General features: G+C 63.6%; 18 protein-coding genes and 1 tRNA gene. 10 read left to right on the forward strand and 9 right to left on the reverse strand.

Annotation, left to right across the window (positions count from 1 at the left end):
* Positions 1-55 precede the first annotated feature (55 nt).
* Positions 56-1,357 (reverse strand): DUF3422 family protein, encoded by a 1,302-nt coding sequence (locus J6595_RS03480; protein ID WP_209593069.1) that lies wholly within the window; start codon positions 1,355-1,357, stop codon positions 56-58.
* A 163-nt stretch (positions 1,358-1,520) separates the two neighbouring features.
* Here J6595_RS03480 and J6595_RS03485 point away from each other — a divergent pair, with 163 nt between their 5' ends.
* The 6 genes from J6595_RS03485 (at position 1,521) to J6595_RS03510 (ending at position 6,013) form a co-directional block, all read left to right on the forward strand.
* The gene (locus tag J6595_RS03485; protein ID WP_209593070.1) at positions 1,521-2,336 is read left to right on the forward strand and encodes a (Fe-S)-binding protein; all 816 of its coding nucleotides are present in this window, start codon (positions 1,521-1,523) and stop codon (positions 2,334-2,336) included.
* A gap of 145 nt (positions 2,337-2,481) precedes the next feature.
* Entirely contained in the window at positions 2,482-2,946 is a 465-nt protein-coding gene (locus J6595_RS03490; protein ID WP_209593071.1) for a DUF29 domain-containing protein, read from the forward strand.
* 5 nt (positions 2,947-2,951) lie between these two features.
* Positions 2,952-3,410: a DUF29 domain-containing protein gene (locus tag J6595_RS03495; protein ID WP_209593072.1), complete on the forward strand. Its 459-nt coding sequence runs from the start codon at positions 2,952-2,954 to the stop codon at positions 3,408-3,410.
* 5 nt (positions 3,411-3,415) lie between these two features.
* A complete protein-coding gene (locus J6595_RS03500) occupies positions 3,416-3,874 on the forward strand; it encodes a DUF29 domain-containing protein (protein ID WP_209593073.1) in 459 nt (152 codons plus the stop codon).
* A 10-nt stretch (positions 3,875-3,884) separates the two neighbouring features.
* Positions 3,885-5,330 (forward strand): LutB/LldF family L-lactate oxidation iron-sulfur protein, encoded by a 1,446-nt coding sequence (locus tag J6595_RS03505; RefSeq protein WP_209593074.1) that lies wholly within the window; start codon positions 3,885-3,887, stop codon positions 5,328-5,330.
* The gene (locus J6595_RS03510; protein ID WP_209593075.1) at positions 5,327-6,013 is read left to right on the forward strand and encodes a LutC/YkgG family protein; all 687 of its coding nucleotides are present in this window, start codon (positions 5,327-5,329) and stop codon (positions 6,011-6,013) included. Before J6595_RS03505 ends, J6595_RS03510 begins: the two co-directional genes overlap by 4 nt.
* On the opposite strand, the gene J6595_RS03515 is transcribed toward J6595_RS03510, so the two are convergent.
* Complete coding sequence (locus J6595_RS03515; protein WP_209593076.1) at positions 6,010-6,600, reverse strand: Uma2 family endonuclease; 591 nt, start codon at positions 6,598-6,600, stop codon at positions 6,010-6,012. The two genes, J6595_RS03510 and J6595_RS03515, sit on opposite strands and share 4 nt — an antisense overlap.
* 65 nt (positions 6,601-6,665) lie before the next feature.
* The gene (locus J6595_RS03520) at positions 6,666-7,799 is read right to left on the reverse strand and encodes a carboxylate-amine ligase (RefSeq protein ID WP_209593077.1); all 1,134 of its coding nucleotides are present in this window, start codon (positions 7,797-7,799) and stop codon (positions 6,666-6,668) included.
* Between the two features lie 143 nt (positions 7,800-7,942).
* Here J6595_RS03520 and J6595_RS03525 point away from each other — a divergent pair, with 143 nt between their 5' ends.
* Entirely contained in the window at positions 7,943-8,584 is a 642-nt protein-coding gene (locus tag J6595_RS03525) for a LysE family translocator (protein WP_209593078.1), read from the forward strand.
* A gap of 66 nt (positions 8,585-8,650) precedes the next feature.
* Here J6595_RS03525 and J6595_RS03530 read toward each other — a convergent pair whose 3' ends face one another.
* Genes J6595_RS03530 through J6595_RS03540 form a run of 3 tightly spaced genes read right to left on the reverse strand, consistent with a single transcriptional unit; the run spans position 8,651 to position 12,392 of the window.
* Entirely contained in the window at positions 8,651-10,921 is a 2,271-nt protein-coding gene (locus tag J6595_RS03530) for a putative bifunctional diguanylate cyclase/phosphodiesterase (protein ID WP_209593079.1), read from the reverse strand.
* 17 nt (positions 10,922-10,938) lie between these two features.
* Positions 10,939-11,493: a methyltransferase family protein gene (locus J6595_RS03535; protein WP_209593080.1), complete on the reverse strand. Its 555-nt coding sequence runs from the start codon at positions 11,491-11,493 to the stop codon at positions 10,939-10,941.
* A complete protein-coding gene (locus tag J6595_RS03540; RefSeq protein WP_209593081.1) occupies positions 11,493-12,392 on the reverse strand; it encodes an N-acyl amino acid synthase FeeM domain-containing protein in 900 nt (299 codons plus the stop codon). The genes J6595_RS03535 and J6595_RS03540 overlap by 1 nt, the downstream gene beginning before the upstream one ends.
* A gap of 38 nt (positions 12,393-12,430) precedes the next feature.
* Here J6595_RS03540 and J6595_RS03545 point away from each other — a divergent pair, with 38 nt between their 5' ends.
* Positions 12,431-12,658, forward strand: a complete 228-nt coding sequence (locus tag J6595_RS03545; protein WP_209593082.1) for a hypothetical protein — start codon at positions 12,431-12,433, stop codon at positions 12,656-12,658.
* 123 nt (positions 12,659-12,781) lie between these two features.
* Here J6595_RS03545 and J6595_RS03550 read toward each other — a convergent pair.
* Positions 12,782-12,856 (reverse strand) — tRNA-Thr (locus tag J6595_RS03550).
* A 114-nt stretch (positions 12,857-12,970) separates the two neighbouring features.
* On the reverse strand, positions 12,971-13,717 hold the full coding sequence (locus J6595_RS03555; protein ID WP_209593083.1) for a HisA/HisF-related TIM barrel protein: 747 nt from the start codon (positions 13,715-13,717) through the stop codon (positions 12,971-12,973).
* Positions 13,718-13,880: 163 nt separating this feature from the next.
* Between J6595_RS03555 and J6595_RS03560 the strand changes: the two genes are divergently transcribed.
* Together J6595_RS03560 and J6595_RS03565 are read left to right on the forward strand one after the other, a co-directional pair.
* Positions 13,881-14,915, forward strand: a complete 1,035-nt coding sequence (locus J6595_RS03560) for a hydantoinase/oxoprolinase family protein (RefSeq protein ID WP_209593084.1) — start codon at positions 13,881-13,883, stop codon at positions 14,913-14,915.
* Entirely contained in the window at positions 14,912-15,451 is a 540-nt protein-coding gene (locus J6595_RS03565) for a GNAT family N-acetyltransferase (protein ID WP_245197595.1), read from the forward strand. Before J6595_RS03560 ends, J6595_RS03565 begins: the two co-directional genes overlap by 4 nt.
* A 66-nt stretch (positions 15,452-15,517) precedes the next feature.
* On the opposite strand, the gene J6595_RS03570 is transcribed toward J6595_RS03565, so the two are convergent.
* The gene (locus tag J6595_RS03570; protein ID WP_209593085.1) at positions 15,518-17,746 is read right to left on the reverse strand and encodes a xanthine dehydrogenase family protein molybdopterin-binding subunit; all 2,229 of its coding nucleotides are present in this window, start codon (positions 17,744-17,746) and stop codon (positions 15,518-15,520) included.
* Between the last annotated feature and the right edge of the window lie 2 nt (positions 17,747-17,748).

Consider the following 17,748-nt stretch of genomic DNA (forward strand, 5'->3'; position numbering starts at 1 on the left):
TTCGTCCACCGATGGTCACCCGGCCACCATCGCCGGGGCCGATCGCCGGCACGGATCAATGCTCGCCATCCTTGGGCGAGCCGACGTGACGGCGGCGGATGCGCTGGACGGTCGTCCAGACGATGATCAGCGCCACCGGCACGAAAGCCGCCGTCAGGAGCGTTGCCGAGACAGGGAAGCCCTCATGCTCCAGCCCCTTGGCGACATAGCCGAACAGTCCAACGACGTAGTAGCCGATTGCCGCGACGGACAGACCCTCGACCGTCTGCTGCAGCCGCAATTGCAGCTGCGCCCGGCGGTTCATCGACGACAGGAGATCGCGGTTTTGATGTTCGAGCTCGACATCGATGCGAGTGCGCAGGAGGTTGGCCGATCTGGCGAGCTTTTCGGACAGGTTCGCCTGGCGCTCCTCCACCGCCCGGCAGGTGCGCATGGCCGGCGCCATGCGGCGCTTCAGAAAGGCGCTCCAGCTCTCCTGGCCCGCGATCGGCTGTTCGCCGACGCCAGCAAGGCGCTCGCGCACGATCTCGTCATAGGCGCGGCTGGCACCGAAGCGGTAGAGCACGGAGGCGGACGACGCCTCGACTTCGGCAGCAGCAAGGGTGATTTCCTGCAGAAGTTCGCGCGAGTGACCCGGCCCGCTCTTCATCTCCTCGGTGATCGTCATCAGCCGCTCTTCGAGCGCCTGGACCTCCGGGCCGACGGACTGTGCCAGCGGCAGACCAAGGAGCGCCAGCGTCCGGTAGATCTCGATCTCCACGAGCCGCATGGCAAGCGCGCCCGCGCGCGCCGGCGGCAGGCCGTCGTCCAGAACGAGAATGCGCGTCAGCCCGTCGCCGTCCTGGCGAAAATCGGTCGCCGCATGGGCAAGCCCTGCCTCCATCACCGAAAAGCAGAAGCTGGTCTTGTCGAAAATTTCGAGCGCCGCCTCGCCGGTCTCGTCATTGGGCCGGATTTCGAGGTGGACGCCGGCAATCAGCGGCCCCGGCGCCTCGAAATCGGCGCCGAAGGGATGGCCGGGCACAGGGTCGCCGAAGCGCTCCGGCACCGGCCCTTCCCAGGAATAGGTGCAGAATTCCGTGTGCCGCTCCCAGCGCAGCTTGCCCTTGCCGAAGGTGAAGGCGTGGGTTCTGGCATCCTTGGCTGGGGGTGGAACACCACGCCGGACGGACATCTCGGACAGGATCTGATGGTCGCGGGCCCCATGATCGGTATTCATGAAAGCAAGGACGATGAGCGCCCGAGGCATCTCGACCAAGGGAAACGGCCGCGCGTGCAGCTCACCCAGCACCAGCGCCCGACGCTCGTCCTGCTCGAAGCGTGCGAGCGCCTGTTGCCCGAATGTGATTGCAGCCATCACCCGTCCTCCCCGTAACGGAACCTCTTCTTGCTAGCCGATGACGGACGATTTGGGGACCGCAAATTTGCGATCGTTCCAAAACTGAGGAAGATCGCTACATGAGTCGTGACGGCACGCCAGCGGCAAAAACCTTGCGGCGCTGCAGCAAATTCAAGGGAGTATGAGTGCCGTGAGCATCAATGGCCAGACGAACCAGCCCGCCCCGACGACGACGGGCAAGCCTCAGCCGACGGTCGCTCTCTTCGTCACATGCCTCGTCGATCTCTTCCGGCCGAGCGTCGGCTTTGCCGCGATCAAGCTCCTCGAAGAGGCCGGCTGCCGCGTCGTCGTTCCCTCGAGCCAGACCTGCTGCGGTCAGCCGGCCTATAATTCCGGCGATCGGATGGATACCAGGGCGATCGCCAGACAGGTCATCGCCACCTTCGAGGCCTACGACTACGTCGTCGCGCCCTCCGGCTCCTGCGGTTCGACCCTGAAGAAGCACTATCCGGAGCTGTTCGCCGGCGACAGCGAGTGGGAGACGCGGGCAAAGGGCTTTGCAGCCAAGGTCTTCGAACTCGTCAGTTTCCTCACCGACGTCATGGGGCTCGAGCGCGTCGACGCCTCGCTGCAGGCGACCGTGACCTATCACGACTCCTGTTCGGGCCTCAGGGAACTCGGGATCCGCGAACAGCCGCGCAAGCTTTTGAAGAGCGTCGCCGGCCTGACCCTGACGGAGCTGCCCGACGCCGATGTCTGCTGCGGCTTCGGCGGGACCTTTGCGGTCAAATATCCCGATGTCTCCAACGCCATCGTCGGCAAGAAGGCCAGGCGCGTCGCCGGCACCGGCGCCGACATGCTGCTCGCGGGCGATCTCGGCTGCCTGATGAACATGGACGGCAAGCTGAAACGCGAAAATCTCGGCGTCGAAGTGCGCCACGTCGCCGAAGTGCTCGCCGGCATGACCGACCAGCCGCCGATCGGGGGCAAGCTGTGACACCGGCGCTGCGGATCGAAGCCCCGGCGGCCATGGCAGGCAGGATCGCTGCCAGAACTGGCGCATGCGAGCCGAACGTGCTCTGCTTGCGTTTCCGCGCCGATGCGCAACCCCACGCAGACGCCCTGATACGGGAGGTCAGGTGATGAGCCTTGCCAAAGACAGCCCTGCCACGGCGAAACCCGTGCGATACGACGAGGATTTCACTGCCTGGGCTTTCGAACAGGCGGAACTCATGCGGCTTGGCCGCCTTGCCGATACCGATCTGCCAAATCTCATCGAGGAGATCGAGAGCTTGGGAAACGAGCAGATCCATGCGCTGGAGTCCTTCTACACACTGCTGATCTTTCATCTCCTGAAATGGCAGTTTCAGCCGGAGCGGCGCACAAGGTCGTGGTCGGGGACGATCCTGAATGCAAGGACGCAACTGCACCGGCGTGAAAAGCGAAACCCAAGCCTCAAGGCACAATCAAGCGAAATTGTCGCGGACATCTACCCCGATGCGAGACGGCAAGCCGCCACCGAAACCGGCCTGCCGATCGACACCTTTCCCGAGACCTGCCCCTATGATCTCGACCAGTTGCGCGATCCCGAATTCCTGCCGGGGTGAGTGAGATGAGCAACGCGCCCAAGATCGACGCCGTGGACGACCTCTACGACAATGACGGCTACGCCTGGTCGAAGCGCGAGGCGGAGCTCCTGCGCCAGCGGCGCTTTGCCGAAATCGACCTTGCGAACGTCGTCGAGGAGATCGCGAGCGTGGGGAAATCCGAATGGCGCGAATTGAAGTCCAACTACCAGCTGATCATCCAGCATCTGCTGAAGTGGCAGTATCAGCCTGAGCGGCGATCGCGATCCTGGACCGACACCATCAGGACGCATAGAAACAACGTCGAAGCGAACGAAGACGACAGCCCCTCGCTGGCAGCAGAGGCCGGGGAAATCGTCGCGAGAGCCTATGGACTTGCACGCAAGCGAGCCGCGCGCGAGACCGGCCTCCCGCTCTCGGCCTTCCCCGAGACCTGCCCCTACACGGTCGACCAGCTGCGCGACCACGACTTCCTGCCGGAGTGAGCGAGATGAGCAACGCCCCCAGGATTGAAGCGGAGGACGATCTCTATGCTCGCGACGGCTCCGCCTGGTCGAGGCGCGAGGCAGAGCTCCTGCGCCAGGGGCGGTTCGGCGAAATCGACATCGCGAACGTCATCGAGGAGATCGAGAGTGTGGGCAGATCCGAGCGACAGCGCCTGAAATCGAACTACCGGCTTGTCATTCAGCATCTCTTGAAGTGGCAGTATCAGCCGGAGCGGCGATCGCGATCCTGGACCGACACCATCAGGATGCAGAGAACGAATATCGAATCAAACGAGGAAGACAGCCCTTCCCTGAAGGGGGAAGCCGCCGAAATAGTCGCTGCGGCTTACCGTCTCGCCAAGAAAGACGCCGCCGACGAGACCGATCTTCCGCTCTCGACCTTCCCCGAAACCTGCCCATACAGCGCCGAACAGCTTCGCGCTCGCGACTTCCTGCCCGAATAGGCTCCGCCCCATGCAGATCACGTCACACAGCTTCAAGGCCAACACCGTCAAGGCGATCGACGACGTCCAGCTCCAGCGGGCGCTCGGCAATGTCGAGAAGGGCTTCATCGGCAAACGCCAGAAGGCCGCCGACGCCCTGCCGGAATTCGACGCGCTGCGCGACGAGGCGGTGAAGATCAAGAACCACACGCTGAAGCATCTCGACCTCTACATCGAGGCCTATGTGGAAAAGGTCGAGGCGTCGGGTGGCAAGGTGCATTTCGCCGAGGATGCCGACCACGCGCGGCGGATTTTCCTCGACATCGCAAAACGCCGGAAGGCGAAGACCGTCACCAAGGGCAAGACGATGATCTCCGAGGAGATCGGGCTCAACGCCTTCCTCGAGGAGAACGGCATCACCCCTGTCGAGACCGATCTCGGCGAATACATCATCCAGCTGAGGGGCGAGCATCCGAGCCACATCATCGCGCCGGCCGTGCATATCAACCGCGATCAGGTCGAGGCGGATTTCCGCAAGTTCCACCTCGATCTCGACCCGGAACGCGATCTGACCAAGCCGGAAACGCTCTTGTCCGAAGCCCGGCAGATTCTCCGCCAGAAATACGGCGAGGCCGATATCGGCGTGACCGGCGCGAATTTCCTGATCGCCGAGACCGGCACGTCGGTCATCGTCACCAATGAGGGCAATGGCGATCTCACCCAGCTCATGGGCAAGTGCCACGTCGTGCTGGCCTCGCTCGAAAAGCTCGTTCCGACGCTGGAGGATACCGCACAGATCCTGCGGGTTCTCGCCCGCTCGGCGACCGGCCAGGAGATGAGCGTCTACACGACGCTTTCGACCGGCCCGAAGCGCGCAGAGGACGAGGACGGGCCGGAGGAATATCACGTCATCCTCCTCGACAACGGCCGCTCGAACATGCTCGGCACCGAGTTCGAGGAGATGCTGCGCTGCATCCGCTGCGGCGCCTGCATGAACCACTGCCCGGTCTATCACGCCGTCGGCGGCCACTCCTATGGCTGGGTCTATCCGGGCCCCATGGGCGCGGTGCTGACGCCATCGCTGATGGGCGTCGACAAGAGCGGCCATCTTCCCAACGCTTCGACCTTCTGCGGACGCTGCGAAAGCGTCTGCCCGATGCGCATTCCGCTGCCGAAAATGATGCGGCACTGGCGCGAGAAGGAGTTCGAACAGCACCTTCAACCGACGGCCGCGCGGGCCGGCCTTAGCGTCTGGGCCTATTTCGCCCGGCGGCCGAAGCTCTACCGAGCGGCCGTCTCCTTCGCCATGCCGGCGCTGAAGCTGCTTGCCGGCCGCAAGCGTCGTTTCAGCGCGCTGCCGCTTGCCAGCGGCTGGACCAAATGGCGCGATCTCCCCGCCCCCGAAGGGCGCACCTTCATGCAGGCCTATGCCCAGAGCGGCCACGGGCAGAAGGCCGGCAAGGGAGCGGGCGCATGAGCGGCTCGACACGCGACGCCGTCATGGGCCGAGTTCGCCGCGCCGTCGGCGCGACACCGGCCAATGATGCCGAAAGACGGGCCGCCGTCGCCGCACGGCTTTCCGGCGCGCCCAAGGGGATCATACCGGAGCGCGGCCGGCTGCCTCCGGCAGACCGGCTGGCCCTCTTCATCGAAATGGCAACGCGTGCCAATGCGACCGTGACGCGGCTCGACGCCACGACCAGGGTGCCGGAGGAAGTCTCGGCCTATCTGCGCGAGCGCAACCTGCCGGCTTCCGTGAAAATCGGCCGCGATCCGCGCCTCGCCGGCCTCGACTTCTCGCAGACATCGCTGTCCGTGTCGGTCGGGCCCAGCGAAGGCGACGATCTCGTCAGCCTCTCCCACGCGGCCGGCGCGATCGCCGAAACCGGCACGCTGATCCTGACCTCCGGGCCGGACAACCCGACCAGCCTCAACTTCCTGCCCGAATATCACATCGTCGTCCTCGACGCGGCGGATGTCGCGGGCGACATGGAAGCCGTGCTCGCGCGGCTGCGCGACCGCCACGGCAAGGGCGAAATGCCCCGATCGGTGAACTTCATCACCGGCCCGTCGCGCTCCGCCGACATCGAGCAGACGCTGCTGCTCGGGGCCCATGGGCCTCGAAGCCTGCATATCGTCGTCGTCGGAGAGCCGAGCTAGCCGAGCAGCGGCCCTGGCACGAAGTCGATCCCGTCGAAGATTTCGGCGAGCGGCAGGACGATGCCGAGAGCCGGGATCGCGACCTCCTTGTCCAAACCGACGACCCGCCTTTCGTCCTGCCAACCGGTTTCGCTTTCGGCCGAGCGCTCGAAGACATAGACCTCCGGCCGGTTCGGCTCGATATAGAGAATCGTACGGATTGAAGGTACGGCCTTGTATTCGGTGAGCTTCAAGGCTCGATCGAGATCTCGGGTCGACGGCGAGAAGACTTCGACGACGAGGACGGGCTTCGTTGCGACCAATGCGTTCGGATCATCCTGCTGGCAATCCACACCCGCGTCTGGCCGGCGTATCCGATCCTCGATTGTCCTGACGCAATAATCTGCCGTGAACGGCTTGCACGGATGACCCTTAAGGCGTTGGCGCAACTCGCTGAGAACGTTCAGGACCACATTGTCGTGGCGTGCCGTCGCCCCGGTCATCATCTTCACCGGCTGGCCTTGGATGAACTCGTAACGGCCGGGCCTTCCTTCCTGCCAGGCCAGAAACTCCTCGACACTCCAGGCCTGTTGTTCGGCGTGGCTCACTGTTGCCTCCGACGGTCTCCAATCACAACGGCATGACCTTAGCATATTGCTGCGAAGATTTCCCCTCAAAGCCCCTCGGTAAACTCGTCGATCAACATTCTGATCACCCCGCGCAGCGCTTCCCGCTCGTCAGCGCCCTCGCCCCGCAGCCGGGAAAACGTCGCGAGCTGCCGGTCGGCGCCGGTGCCGCTCTTGACCACATCGCGCAGACCCTCGACTTCGCCGAGACATCCGAGGGCCTCGGCATGCGGCCGCACGAAGGCGATGAGCTCGTCGAGGAGGTCGCCATAGGGCACCAGCTCACCCTTGCCGAAATCGATCAGGCTTTCGCTGACGCCGTAGCGCTGGGCACGCCATCGGTTCTCGGCGATGAGGAACCGGTCATATTGCCGCCACTGCTTGTTCTCGGCGCGCAGAAAGAAGAGAAAGCGGAACAGCGACTGGGTCAGGGCGGCGACGCCGATCGCCTCTCTCACCGTCGGCAAGACGTCGCAGATGCGCGATTCCACCGTCGGGAACTTTTCCGATGGCCTCACATCCCACCAGATCTTGGTGCAATCCTCGATCAGCCCGGTGTCGATCAGGATCCCCGCCGCTCGGGAATATTCGGAAAAGCTGGAGAAGGTCGGCGGGATGCCGGTGCGTGGCATGTTGTCGAACACCGTCAGCCGATAGGATTTCAGCCCGGTATTTCGCCCGCCCCAAAATGGCGAGGACGTCGACAGCGCCAGAAGATGCGGCAGGAAATAGGAGAACTGGTTCATCAGATCGATGCGCAGATCGTCGTCTTCGATCCCCACATGGACATGCATGCCACAAATCAGCATGCGCCGCGCGACGGCGGCGAGGTCCTCCTCCAGCTCCCGGTAGCGCTCCTTGTCGGTGAAGCGCTGCTCGTCCCAGTCGGCGGTCGGATGGGTGGAAACCGCCAACGGGGCGCAGCCATGCTCCCCGGCGATGCGGGCGACGGTGCGCCTGAGATGGGCGAGATCCTCGCGCGCTTCGGCGATGGTCTTGCAGACGCCGGTGCCGATCTCGATCTGGCAGCGCAGGAACTCGGGATTGACCTTGTCGCCAAGCTCGGCGACGCAGTCCTCCAGCAGCCCGTCCGGCGCCGAGGCCAGATCGAGCGTTTCGCGATCGACGAGAAGATATTCTTCCTCGATCCCAAGTGTGAAGCCGGGTTCTGCGCTGGTCATCCCATTGATTTGCAGCGAGAAGTCGCGAAAGCAAGGCGCCATAGTCAGCGGATCGTCAGCCGGCATGCTCGCGGCGGGCGACGCTTGACAGGGCGGTCGGTGCGCAGGCTTCCTCTGGGGCCGAGACACCAAGGAGCCCGCCGATGCCCGTGGAACCCGCGACCTTTCTCGCCTTTACCCTCGCCTCCCTGGTGCTTCTCGCCATTCCGGGCCCGACGGTGGTGATGGTCGTCGGCCAGGCACTCGCCCATGGCCGCAAGGTGGCGCTCGCCAGTGTTCTCGGTGTCGGCCTCGGCGATCTCGTCGCCGCGACATTTTCGATCGCCGGCGTCGGCGCGCTTCTAGCCGCGTCCTCCGAAGCCTTCATGGTGCTGAAATGGGCGGGCGCGGCATATCTGGTGTGGATGGGCGTCAAACTGTGGCGCAATCCGCCGCAGCCCACTGAGACGGCCGGCAGCGCCGATGTGGCGCGAGGCCGTCCATCGCGGGTGTTCCGCGACGCCTTCCTGGTCACGGTCTTCAACCCGAAGGGCCTCGTCTTCTTCGCCGCCTTCGTCCCGCAGTTCATCCACGCCGGCCAGCCCTATCTCCCGCAGGCGGCGATCTTCGTCGTCGCCTTCGTCATCCTCGGCCTTCTCAACGCCGCGCTCTACGCCCGGCTTGCCTCATCGGCTCGCTCGCTACTGAAGACACCTCGCGCCCTCGTCATGTCCGGCCGCGTCGGCGGCGTCTGCCTCATCGGCGCGGGCGTTGCCTCGGCACTGGTGCGCCGGCCGGCCGGATGACGGCAGATTGGAAAGCCCGGCGCTCGAAATCAGGATGAACCGGCGGCGACGGCGCCATCGCGCCGTTCAGGGCAGGTTGTCGAGCCACTCCACGGGTGGGTCATCCTTCGGCCGCCCCAGCAGGAAGCCCTGGCCGAAATGAATGCCGTTGCCGCGCAACCATTGCAGCTGCATGACGTTTTCGATGCCCTCGGCGACGAGATGGATGTTCAGATCCGCCGTCAGCCGCGTCACCGTGCGAATAATCGCTTCGACCTTATGGTCCGGAAGCTGCCTGAGAAAACTCGCATCGATCTTCAGCCCGTCGACATCGATCATCTGCAGATAGCTCAAGGATGAATAGCCGGTCCCGAAATCGTCGAGAACCAGTCGAACCCCTTGGGCCTTGATTGCCGTCAGCTGCTCGAGCACACTCTCCGAAAAATCGACGAAGATATTTTCAGTAATCTCAATCCCGACCCGCGACGGTGCGAGGCCGGTCTCCCGCAAGATGTTCGCCAGGACTTTGGGAAATCGACCGCTGATCAATTGCTGGGGCGACAGATTCACGTTGATTTGCAAGGACGAGGGCCACTGTGCCGCTCTCGTGAGAGCTGCACGCAAGATCCACTCTCCCAACCGATCGATCAGGCCGCTGTTCTCCGCTATGGGAATGAACGTCGCCGGAGACACTTGTCCGCGCTGCGGATGATGCCATCGTGCCAGTGCTTCCACGCACAAGACCTGCCCCGTGAACAGATCCGCGATGGGCTGATAGACGACTGTTATTTCCCCGTTGTCGATCGCCGCGGCGAGTTCGCTTTCCTGGACGAGGCGTGCATCATACTCCTCCTCCAGTTCGCGCTTGAAACAGCGAACCGCTCCCTTGCCTTCGACCTTTGCCTTGTAAAGTGCGAGGTCGGCCTTGAACAAAAGTCGGGCGGCGTCATCAGCCTTCTCCTCGAAGGCGGCAATGCCGATACTGGTGCTTGGGGTCACGCTATGGCCGTAGAGCACCAGACGTTCTGCGATCAGTTCAGACAATCGTGCTGCTTCGTCGACCGCCGTTTCGAGATCGACGTCAGCAATGAGAAGCGCAAACTCGTCTCCCCCGAGCCGTCCGCTCTCGTCCGATGGACGAAGGACGGAGTTTATGCGTTCAGCGACGCTCACCAACAACTCGTCGCCGAGATGGTGACCATAGGTGTCGTTCGTCTGCTTGAAATTGTCGAGATCGATGATGGCGAGGACGAAACGACGCCCCTCCTGGCAGGCCTTCGCCACCTTCTCGACGAAAGCCTTGCGATTGAGTAGTCCGGTGAGCCCGTCGTGCCTGGCCAGATAGGCGAGCTTCCTGTCCGCCTCGTAACGCTCGGTTATGTCGCGCCCTATGCCGCGAAAACCGGTCAGATACCCATCTGCGCTGTGTACGGGGTGGCCGGTCAGATTGAACCAGCGTTGTTGCGTGCCGACCCTTATTGTCGTCGTCAGATCCCGAAAGGCGATATGCTGGTTCAGACAGTTCTGTAAACGGGGGTGGCCTCCGCTCTCTTCCGACGCACTGAAGATCAGATCCAGACGCCAGTCCTGATCGTTTGCCGTCTGTGCATTCACGACGGCAGCAAGGCTGGGCGGCACGGATATCAAACGTCCCTTGGCATCGGTTTCCCAGAGCCAATCGGACGATCCTTCCTGATACTCACGCAGGAAGATGCTCACGGTCGAAACTTCGCGCCTCAAAGCGGCTTGCGCCTTTGAACGTCCGTCGAATGCGAGGTTCGTACAGATGATTCCGACGACGGCGAACAGGGTATAGCTGGTGAAGGCCACCATGGTGACGGTATCGGCTATGTGGAGCATGGCCACAGCGACCATCGACAGAAGCGCGACAGGCAGAAAAAAACTGAACGCCACAGTGGCCGGAACGCAGATGATCGACGTCGATATCACCCCGAGCGCAAGACCGATGATCATCGCATGCTGATCTGCCTCTCCGTAGTGACCCAAGGCATTGATCAAGGCGCCCCAGGCGATACCCAAAGCCAGATACAGGACGCGGGCCCATTGCAGATAGCCGAATGCGTTATTGGATCGTTTCCAGATGAAGGACGCAGCCACGATGAGCCCGTAGACTGTCACTATGACTGCGCCGAAAAGGGGCAGCACCAGTCGGTGAAGCGGATCGAAATTCAGGACGATGAAGACCGCATTAGCGACACCGGTCGCTGCGAACAGCATGCTCAGGCTGAACAGGAGGCTGGCCTGGTCGCGCAGCGACTCCCTGTTCTGCTCGGAGGTTGGAGGCTTTAAACGAAGCAGAAGGCGCAGCGAGGCTGCGCCTTCCTGTGTTCGAGACACGATAGAATTCCAAGACATTACCAACGCAGCATCCCACGCACCCTCGGCACGATCATTCCTGTCCGGCGCCGGTACCGTATATAAGAAGCTGCCATTAACGATTTAAAAAACCGCTCTTCCTCCGCCCTCGCGATCACGAAATACCAGCCGATCAAGAGCGCCGCTGCCAGCCATTGGGGCCCGCCGGCGGCAACGGCAGTGCCGAGCCAGAACAGGCAGTAGGCCAGATAAAACGGATGGCGGACAAAGGCATAGGGACCTGTCTCGTAGAGCAAATCCGGATCGGACTGGCTATGCGCGACACATGGAGGCAGCCGCTTGGTCGTCCTGACAGCCCACCAGAACAAGGCAGCCGAAGCACAAGCGAGGATAACGAAGACGAGAGCCGTGACACCGTCAACGTCACCCGTGACGACGAGAACGAGGAAGAGCAGCGCGGAAAGGCTGCTTGCGGCCGTGAGAGCGCGCATCGCGGTTGGCATGCCCTCGCTGGCACGAAAATGCCCCCGCAGGCCCCAGCTGAAGGAGGCGAGCGGCACGGCGGCGAACACGATGATGAGTGCGGTCAGCATCACTCACGCTCCCGGACCGAGAGGGTCACGGGTCCCCCTTCGAAAAATCGGCTGAGGTCCCCGGTCCGGCCAGTCATCGGATTCATGACGGGAACCGCAAGCCGCACTTTGTCGTATCTTTCGCGATCGCTGGCCATGAGCCGCATCTGACAGCTCAGCCCGGGATAGGCCCGCAGTTCGGACGCGGGCTCATAACCGAGGCGCCTGTAGAAAGGAGTATGATTTTCGCGAACGCAGGCCAGATGGACCTGGCTGTGCGCGCAAAGCGCGATGTAGCCAGCCATGCGGTAGAGGAGAAAGACGAGGCCCTGATTGTTCTCCGCTTCCGGGCTGCGGACGAGACGCGTCACCTCGATACCCCGCCCGGAGAACAGGCTGTGGGTATCGCGGTTCAACAGATCATCGACCTCTTTGCGGAATGCGTCCCTCGCCGGCGACGTGAGGTCCGTTCCACGAGCCAGCGTGCATGTCCGCACCGATGCCACAGCGGCGCCTTGATCGTAGATGACGACAGTGCTGGCGTTCGGCATATCGTCGTAGATATCCTTGAACCGGCCAGAGCTGTTTGGTTCGATATGTCCGCCTGCGACATAACTGCGATAGCGCAGTCGGAAGGCGTCGTCCCTGACGGATTCGCTGACCGCGAGCCGCGCCACGTATTCGTTCGACCGGGTCGCGGATCCGGCACGCCTTTCCGGCGGAGCCTTGGGTACGGACCTTTGCAGTGCTTCGTGCTGAAGCCGCTCACCATTTGTTAATGTCGAGATTGTATTGTCCACGGAACAAGCCCCATCGTTAAAATCGCCCAGACAGATGTGGGCCTCGGCAATGCCAGGCAGCCGGTCGATCCGGCTGGGCCGCACCATTGTGCAGTGCCCGGCGCCGAGGTGATAGGTCATGATGATGGTCAGAGAGACATATTGGGAGGAGGCAATTCATGCAGTTCTTCCAACCCGTTGAAAATATCTCTGATTTTAAGAATCTCGATGAAGGCGAAATTCTGTGTGGGTACATGGACGGCATCAGTGGCTCGCCATGCACGCTGTCGAAAGTCTCGCGCTCCTACTGGCATGGCTGGCGAAACGGACTCGTCGATGGCGGTTTCACCGAGCAGGATGATTCGCAACTGCGGCTCGAAGCGCAGTTCTCGGCTCTGCCGTCGTGATCCGGCCGGCAAGCCCCGCCGACCTCGGAACGCCGAGCGAACGGCTGGTGCGAAGCGAGATTTGAACCCGCAACGCCAGTGCCTGACCAAGCCGATCAAAATTTAGTGAAATTTCAAGATTGATGGTGCCGGCGGAGAGGATCGAACTCCCGACCTTCGGTTTACAAAACCGCTGCACTACCGCTGTGCTACGCCGGCGCGGGGGTTCAGATATCACATCGCATGGGACCGAAACACCCCAAAAGACGCGCTGCGTTCAGGCTTGGACTGGCGGCGCCGGACGCTGCGGAGAAAGCCGGCCCAGCGCTAGAGTCACATGGTCGTTTCAGCGAGATCGGCGGCCGATATCCGCCCGTCATGCAGCGCCGTCGCGACCAATGCCCCGGCGATCCCCATGTCCTTAAGGGCTGCAAGATCGGCCGGGCCGCGCACGCCGCCGGCGGCGAAGACCTTGCGCCGGCCGGCACGCGCCATGACTTCGGCGAGGCGGTCCATATCCGGGCCGGCGCCGCTGCCCACCTTGGCCAGCGTCATCACGATAACCGTCTCGGGCCACAGGCTCTCGTTGGACCAGAGCTCCGGCGGCCCGACGAAAGCCTCGCCGCGAAAATCGAGCGACAGAGCAAGATCGGTCTCTTCGGCAAGGCGCCGGACCGTCTCGGCCTCGTCCACCGATTCGCTTCCAACGACGCACAAAACGCCCGAAAGCGCGTCGATCGCCATGGCGCCGTCGAAATTCGCAACGCCGGCGTCGAGCCAGAGCGTGACGCCTGGATGGGCGGCAACGAGGCTTTCGATCAGTGCCGCGTCGGGCTCGCCGCGGCGACGGCGCGTCTCGCCTTCCGCGACGACGCCTTCGACCGCCAGGCCCTCGATCGCATCGAGATCGGCGATGTAGAGCGCATCGAACGGATGCAGAGCGAGGAGCCCGCGCGCGACTGCAAGCGGTTCCGGGCCTTGCGACAGCGGCGTCTCGATCGGGCGATAGTTCGCCCGCTCGCCCATCACACCGCGCACGACGAGACCCTGCTTGATGTCCAGAACCGGAACGACTTGCATCTTCGACCTTGAGACTGCACCGCTTTCGGTGGTCATATAGGCCTCATCGGGCAGACGGACCAAGGGCGACGGATAAAGTGGCCTTGCCAGGAAGTTTGCCGCGTGCGGTCTTTCCGTCACTGATGGGGGCGGCCACAACGACGAATGCGAGACGTTAAACGGCATGACGAGAACACTGGGCTGGGATGTCGGCGGGGCCCATCTGAAAGCGGCCCTTGCGCAGGACGACCGCATTTTGCGCGTCTGGCAGGAGCAGACCCCGATTTGGCAGGGGCTCGATCATCTCGAAGCCGGCCTTGGCAAGATTCTCGGCGAAATCGACGCAGCCACCATCGATCGGCACGCCGTCACCATGACCGGCGAACTTTCCGACGTGTTTTCCTCTCGCCGCGACGGCGTCGAGAAGCTCTCCCGGCTCTTTGCCGAGCGGCTGTCGGGCGACGTTTCGCTCTATGGCGGAGCGGCGGGTTTTCTGTCGCCGGGTGACGCGAGATCCAGTGCCAACGAGATCGCCTCGGCCAACTGGCATGCTAGCGCGGCACTCGCGGCGGCCAACATCGAGGAAGCCGTCTTCATCGACATGGGCTCCACGACCACCGACATCCTGCCCGTCGCCGGCGGCGCGGTGAAGGCGAGTGGCCACACCGACAATGACCGCCTTGCCTGCGGCGAGCTTGTCTATCAGGGCTATACGCGCACGCCCGTGATGGCGGTTTCCAGCCGGGCCGCCTTTGCTGGGCGCAGCATCCCGGTGATGAACGAGCTCTTCGCCACCATGGCCGATGTCCAGCGCGTGATCGGCGTTCTCGACGAGGCCGACGACCTTTATCCCGCGGCCGACGGCGAAGAGAAGACGATCGAAGCCTCGCGCCGTCGCCTTGCCCGGATGATCGGCCTCGACGCCGAAGCCGCCACCGACGGCGCCTGGGAATGGCTCGGTCACGGCTTTGCCGAAGAGCAGCTGCGCAAGATCCACGACGCGGTGCTGCTCGTCCTGTCGCGCGAGGACATTTCGGAAGACGCCCCGGTCGTCGTCGCCGGCACCGGCCGGCCGGTGCTGAAGCGCCTCGCGGCACGGCTCGATCGCGGCGTCGTCGACTTTCCGGACCTCTTCGACTGCCCCGCAGAACTGCGCGACGCCGTCTGCCGGGCGGCTCCTGCGGCTGCATTGGCGGTGCTGGCCGGGCGGTCCGGTTGAGCCCGCCGCCCCACCCTGCCGGCGCTGTCACCTTCGTCCCCTACGCGGGAGAATATGCCGGCGCCGTCCGCGACCTGTTCATCAAGATCAACCGACTGATGGCACCCGCCGACAGGCGCGAGACCTTCGAGCGCTACATCGCCATGTCGCTCGACGAGGAAATCGACCGGATCGAGGCCTATTATGCCGAAGCCGGCGGCTGGTTCCGGCTGGCTGTGGAAGGCGGCATGCTGCGCGGGATGTACGGCCTCGAGCCGCAGGACGATGCCCGCATCGAGCTGCGGCGCATGTATGTCGCCCCCGACTTCCAGCGGCGGGGTCTGGCAAGAAAGATGCTGCTCGACGCCGAACGCCATGCCCGCGCCAAGGGCTACCGATGGCTGGTGCTCAGCACCTCGGAGCTGCAGCAGGCAGCCTTGGCGCTCTATCGCTCCACCGGCTTCGACCTCACTCGCGAAGAAACCGCCGAGACGGCGAGCAACAAGACGATCGGCGGCGGCATCCGCCGTTTCCACTTCGAAAAGCCGCTTATCTGAGACGACAAAAAAAGGGCCGGCGTCAAATGCGCCGGCCCGCTTTTTCAGTCCCTATCGAGGAAGCGCTCAGGCCGCCTCGCCCACCTCGTCGGGCAGATGCGACAGGAGTTTGTCCATGGTGATCGGATAGCTCCGGATGCGGGCGCCCGTGGCGTTGTAGATCGCGTTGTTGATCGCCGCGCCGACGCCCGCAATGGCAAGTTCGCCGATGCCCTTGCCGGCGAGCGGGCTCGCATGGGGATCGCGATCCTCGAGCAGCACGACGTCGAGCTTGGGCACGTCCGCATGGACCGGCACGTGATACTCGGCGAGATCGTGGTTGACGATCAGGCCGCTGCGCGGATCGACGACGAGCTCTTCCTCCAGAGCGTAGCCGATGCCCCAGATCTGGCCGCCATAGCACTGGGAGGTCGCCGTCTTCATGTTGAGAATGCGGCCCGCAGTTCCGACAGTCAGCAGCCGGCGAACCCGGGTTTCGCCGGTCGTCGCATTGACGGCGACTTCGGCGAAATGCGCACCATAGCTCGCCTGGTTGGTGTTCGAGGAGGTGTCGCCCGGTTCGATCTTGCCCTGCACCTTGATCGTGTCACCGTTCAGGATTTCCGCAAAGGGGATCTGGCGATTGCCGGAAATCGCGTGGCCGTCCTTGAGCGTCAGCGTTTCGGCCTCGACGCCGAGACGCTTGGCGAACTCTTCGATCAAGGCTTCTGCCGCGACATAGACCGAGGAGCCGGCCGAGTTCGCCCCCCAGGACCCGCCGGAGCCGGACGACTCTGGCAGCGAGGTGTCGCCGAGGAGAACGTCGACATGATCGAGCGGCAGACCGAGCATTTCGGCAGCGATCTGCTGCAGGATCGTGTAGGTGCCGGTGCCGATGTCGGTCATCGACGTCTTGACGATCGCTCGACCCTCGGGGCTCATCTCGATCTCCGCCGAGGATGCCATCAGCGAGTTGGCGCGACTGGCGGACGACATGCCGTAGCCGATCAGCCACTCGCCCTCGCGGCGCGCTGCAGGCTTCGATGGCCGATCCGCCCAGTTGAAGCGCCTGGCACCCTCGTCGATGCAATCGAGAAGCCGCCGGGACGAAAACGGCAGGTCCTCCTGCGGATCCTTCTCAGGCTCGTTCATCTTGCGGAACGCCACCGGGTCCATGCCGAAGCGCTCCGCAAGCTCGTCCAGAGCGCTTTCGGTCGCGAGCATGCCAGTCGCCTCGCCCGGCGCGCGGCAGGCCGAAGCCGTCAGAACGTCGGTGGTGATCACACGATGGGTCACCAGCCGGTCCTCTCCCGGATAGAGGAAGACGGTCGAAATGCCGGATGGCTCGAAGAACCCCTCGCCTTCGGCATTGGCGGTCTCGGATTCATGGCCGAAACAGGTGATCTTGCCGTCCTTGGTCGTGCCGATACGCACACGCTGGATCGTCTCGCCCCGGCGCGACGTCGCCTGAAAGACGTTCTGCCGGGTGAGCGCCAGCTTGACCGGCCGCCCAACGGCCTTGGCACCGAGAGCCGCGAGAACCGCATCCGGCCCGATGCCGAGTTTCGAGCCGAAACCGCCGCCGATATAGGGGCTGAGGAGCCGGACCTTGGAGGGGTCGACACCGATGCCATTGGCAATCTGCTGGACGTTGAGATCGAGCAGCTGGCAGGAGGACCAGATCGTCAACTGGTCGCCGTCCCATTTGGCGACCGACGCATGGGGCTCCATGGCCGCCGCCTGATAGGAAGGCGTGCGATAGGTCTGGTCGAACTGCACCTCGGCCGCAGCGAAGGCCTTTTCGAAGTCACCGCGTTTGGTGTCGGCCGGCATCGGCCCTTCCTCGGTGGCCCGCCCGGTGCCGCGCCGGCTCTCGATCTCGTAGTGGCCTTCCTTGGCCTCGTATTCGACCTTGACCAGCTTTGCCGCTTGGCGTGCGATCTCGAAGCTTTCGGCAACGACCAGCGCGACCGGCTGGTTGTAATGCAGGATCTCGCCCTTCATCGCCGGCACGGCCGGCGACAGCGGCTGCGCCGAGGAATGCAGAACCTCGTCGCCGCTGACGACGGTCAGCACACCGGCCAGCGACTGCGCCGCCATGGCGTCGATCGACTTCACCTTGGCACGGCCGATTGGCGCGGTCACGACGTAGCCATAGGCGACCTTTTCGCCGATCAGATGCTCATAGGCATAGGGCGCCTTGCCCGACACCTTGAGCTTGCCCTCGTAACGATCGACGCCCTTGCCGATCACCCCTTGCGTGTTGCGATCGAGGCGGGTCTCGCCGATCGCTTCGTCCATGACGTGCTTGTTCATGA

Source organism: Jiella mangrovi, from assembly GCF_017815135.1.
Classification (GTDB): Bacteria; Pseudomonadota; Alphaproteobacteria; order Rhizobiales; family Rhizobiaceae; genus Jiella; species Jiella mangrovi.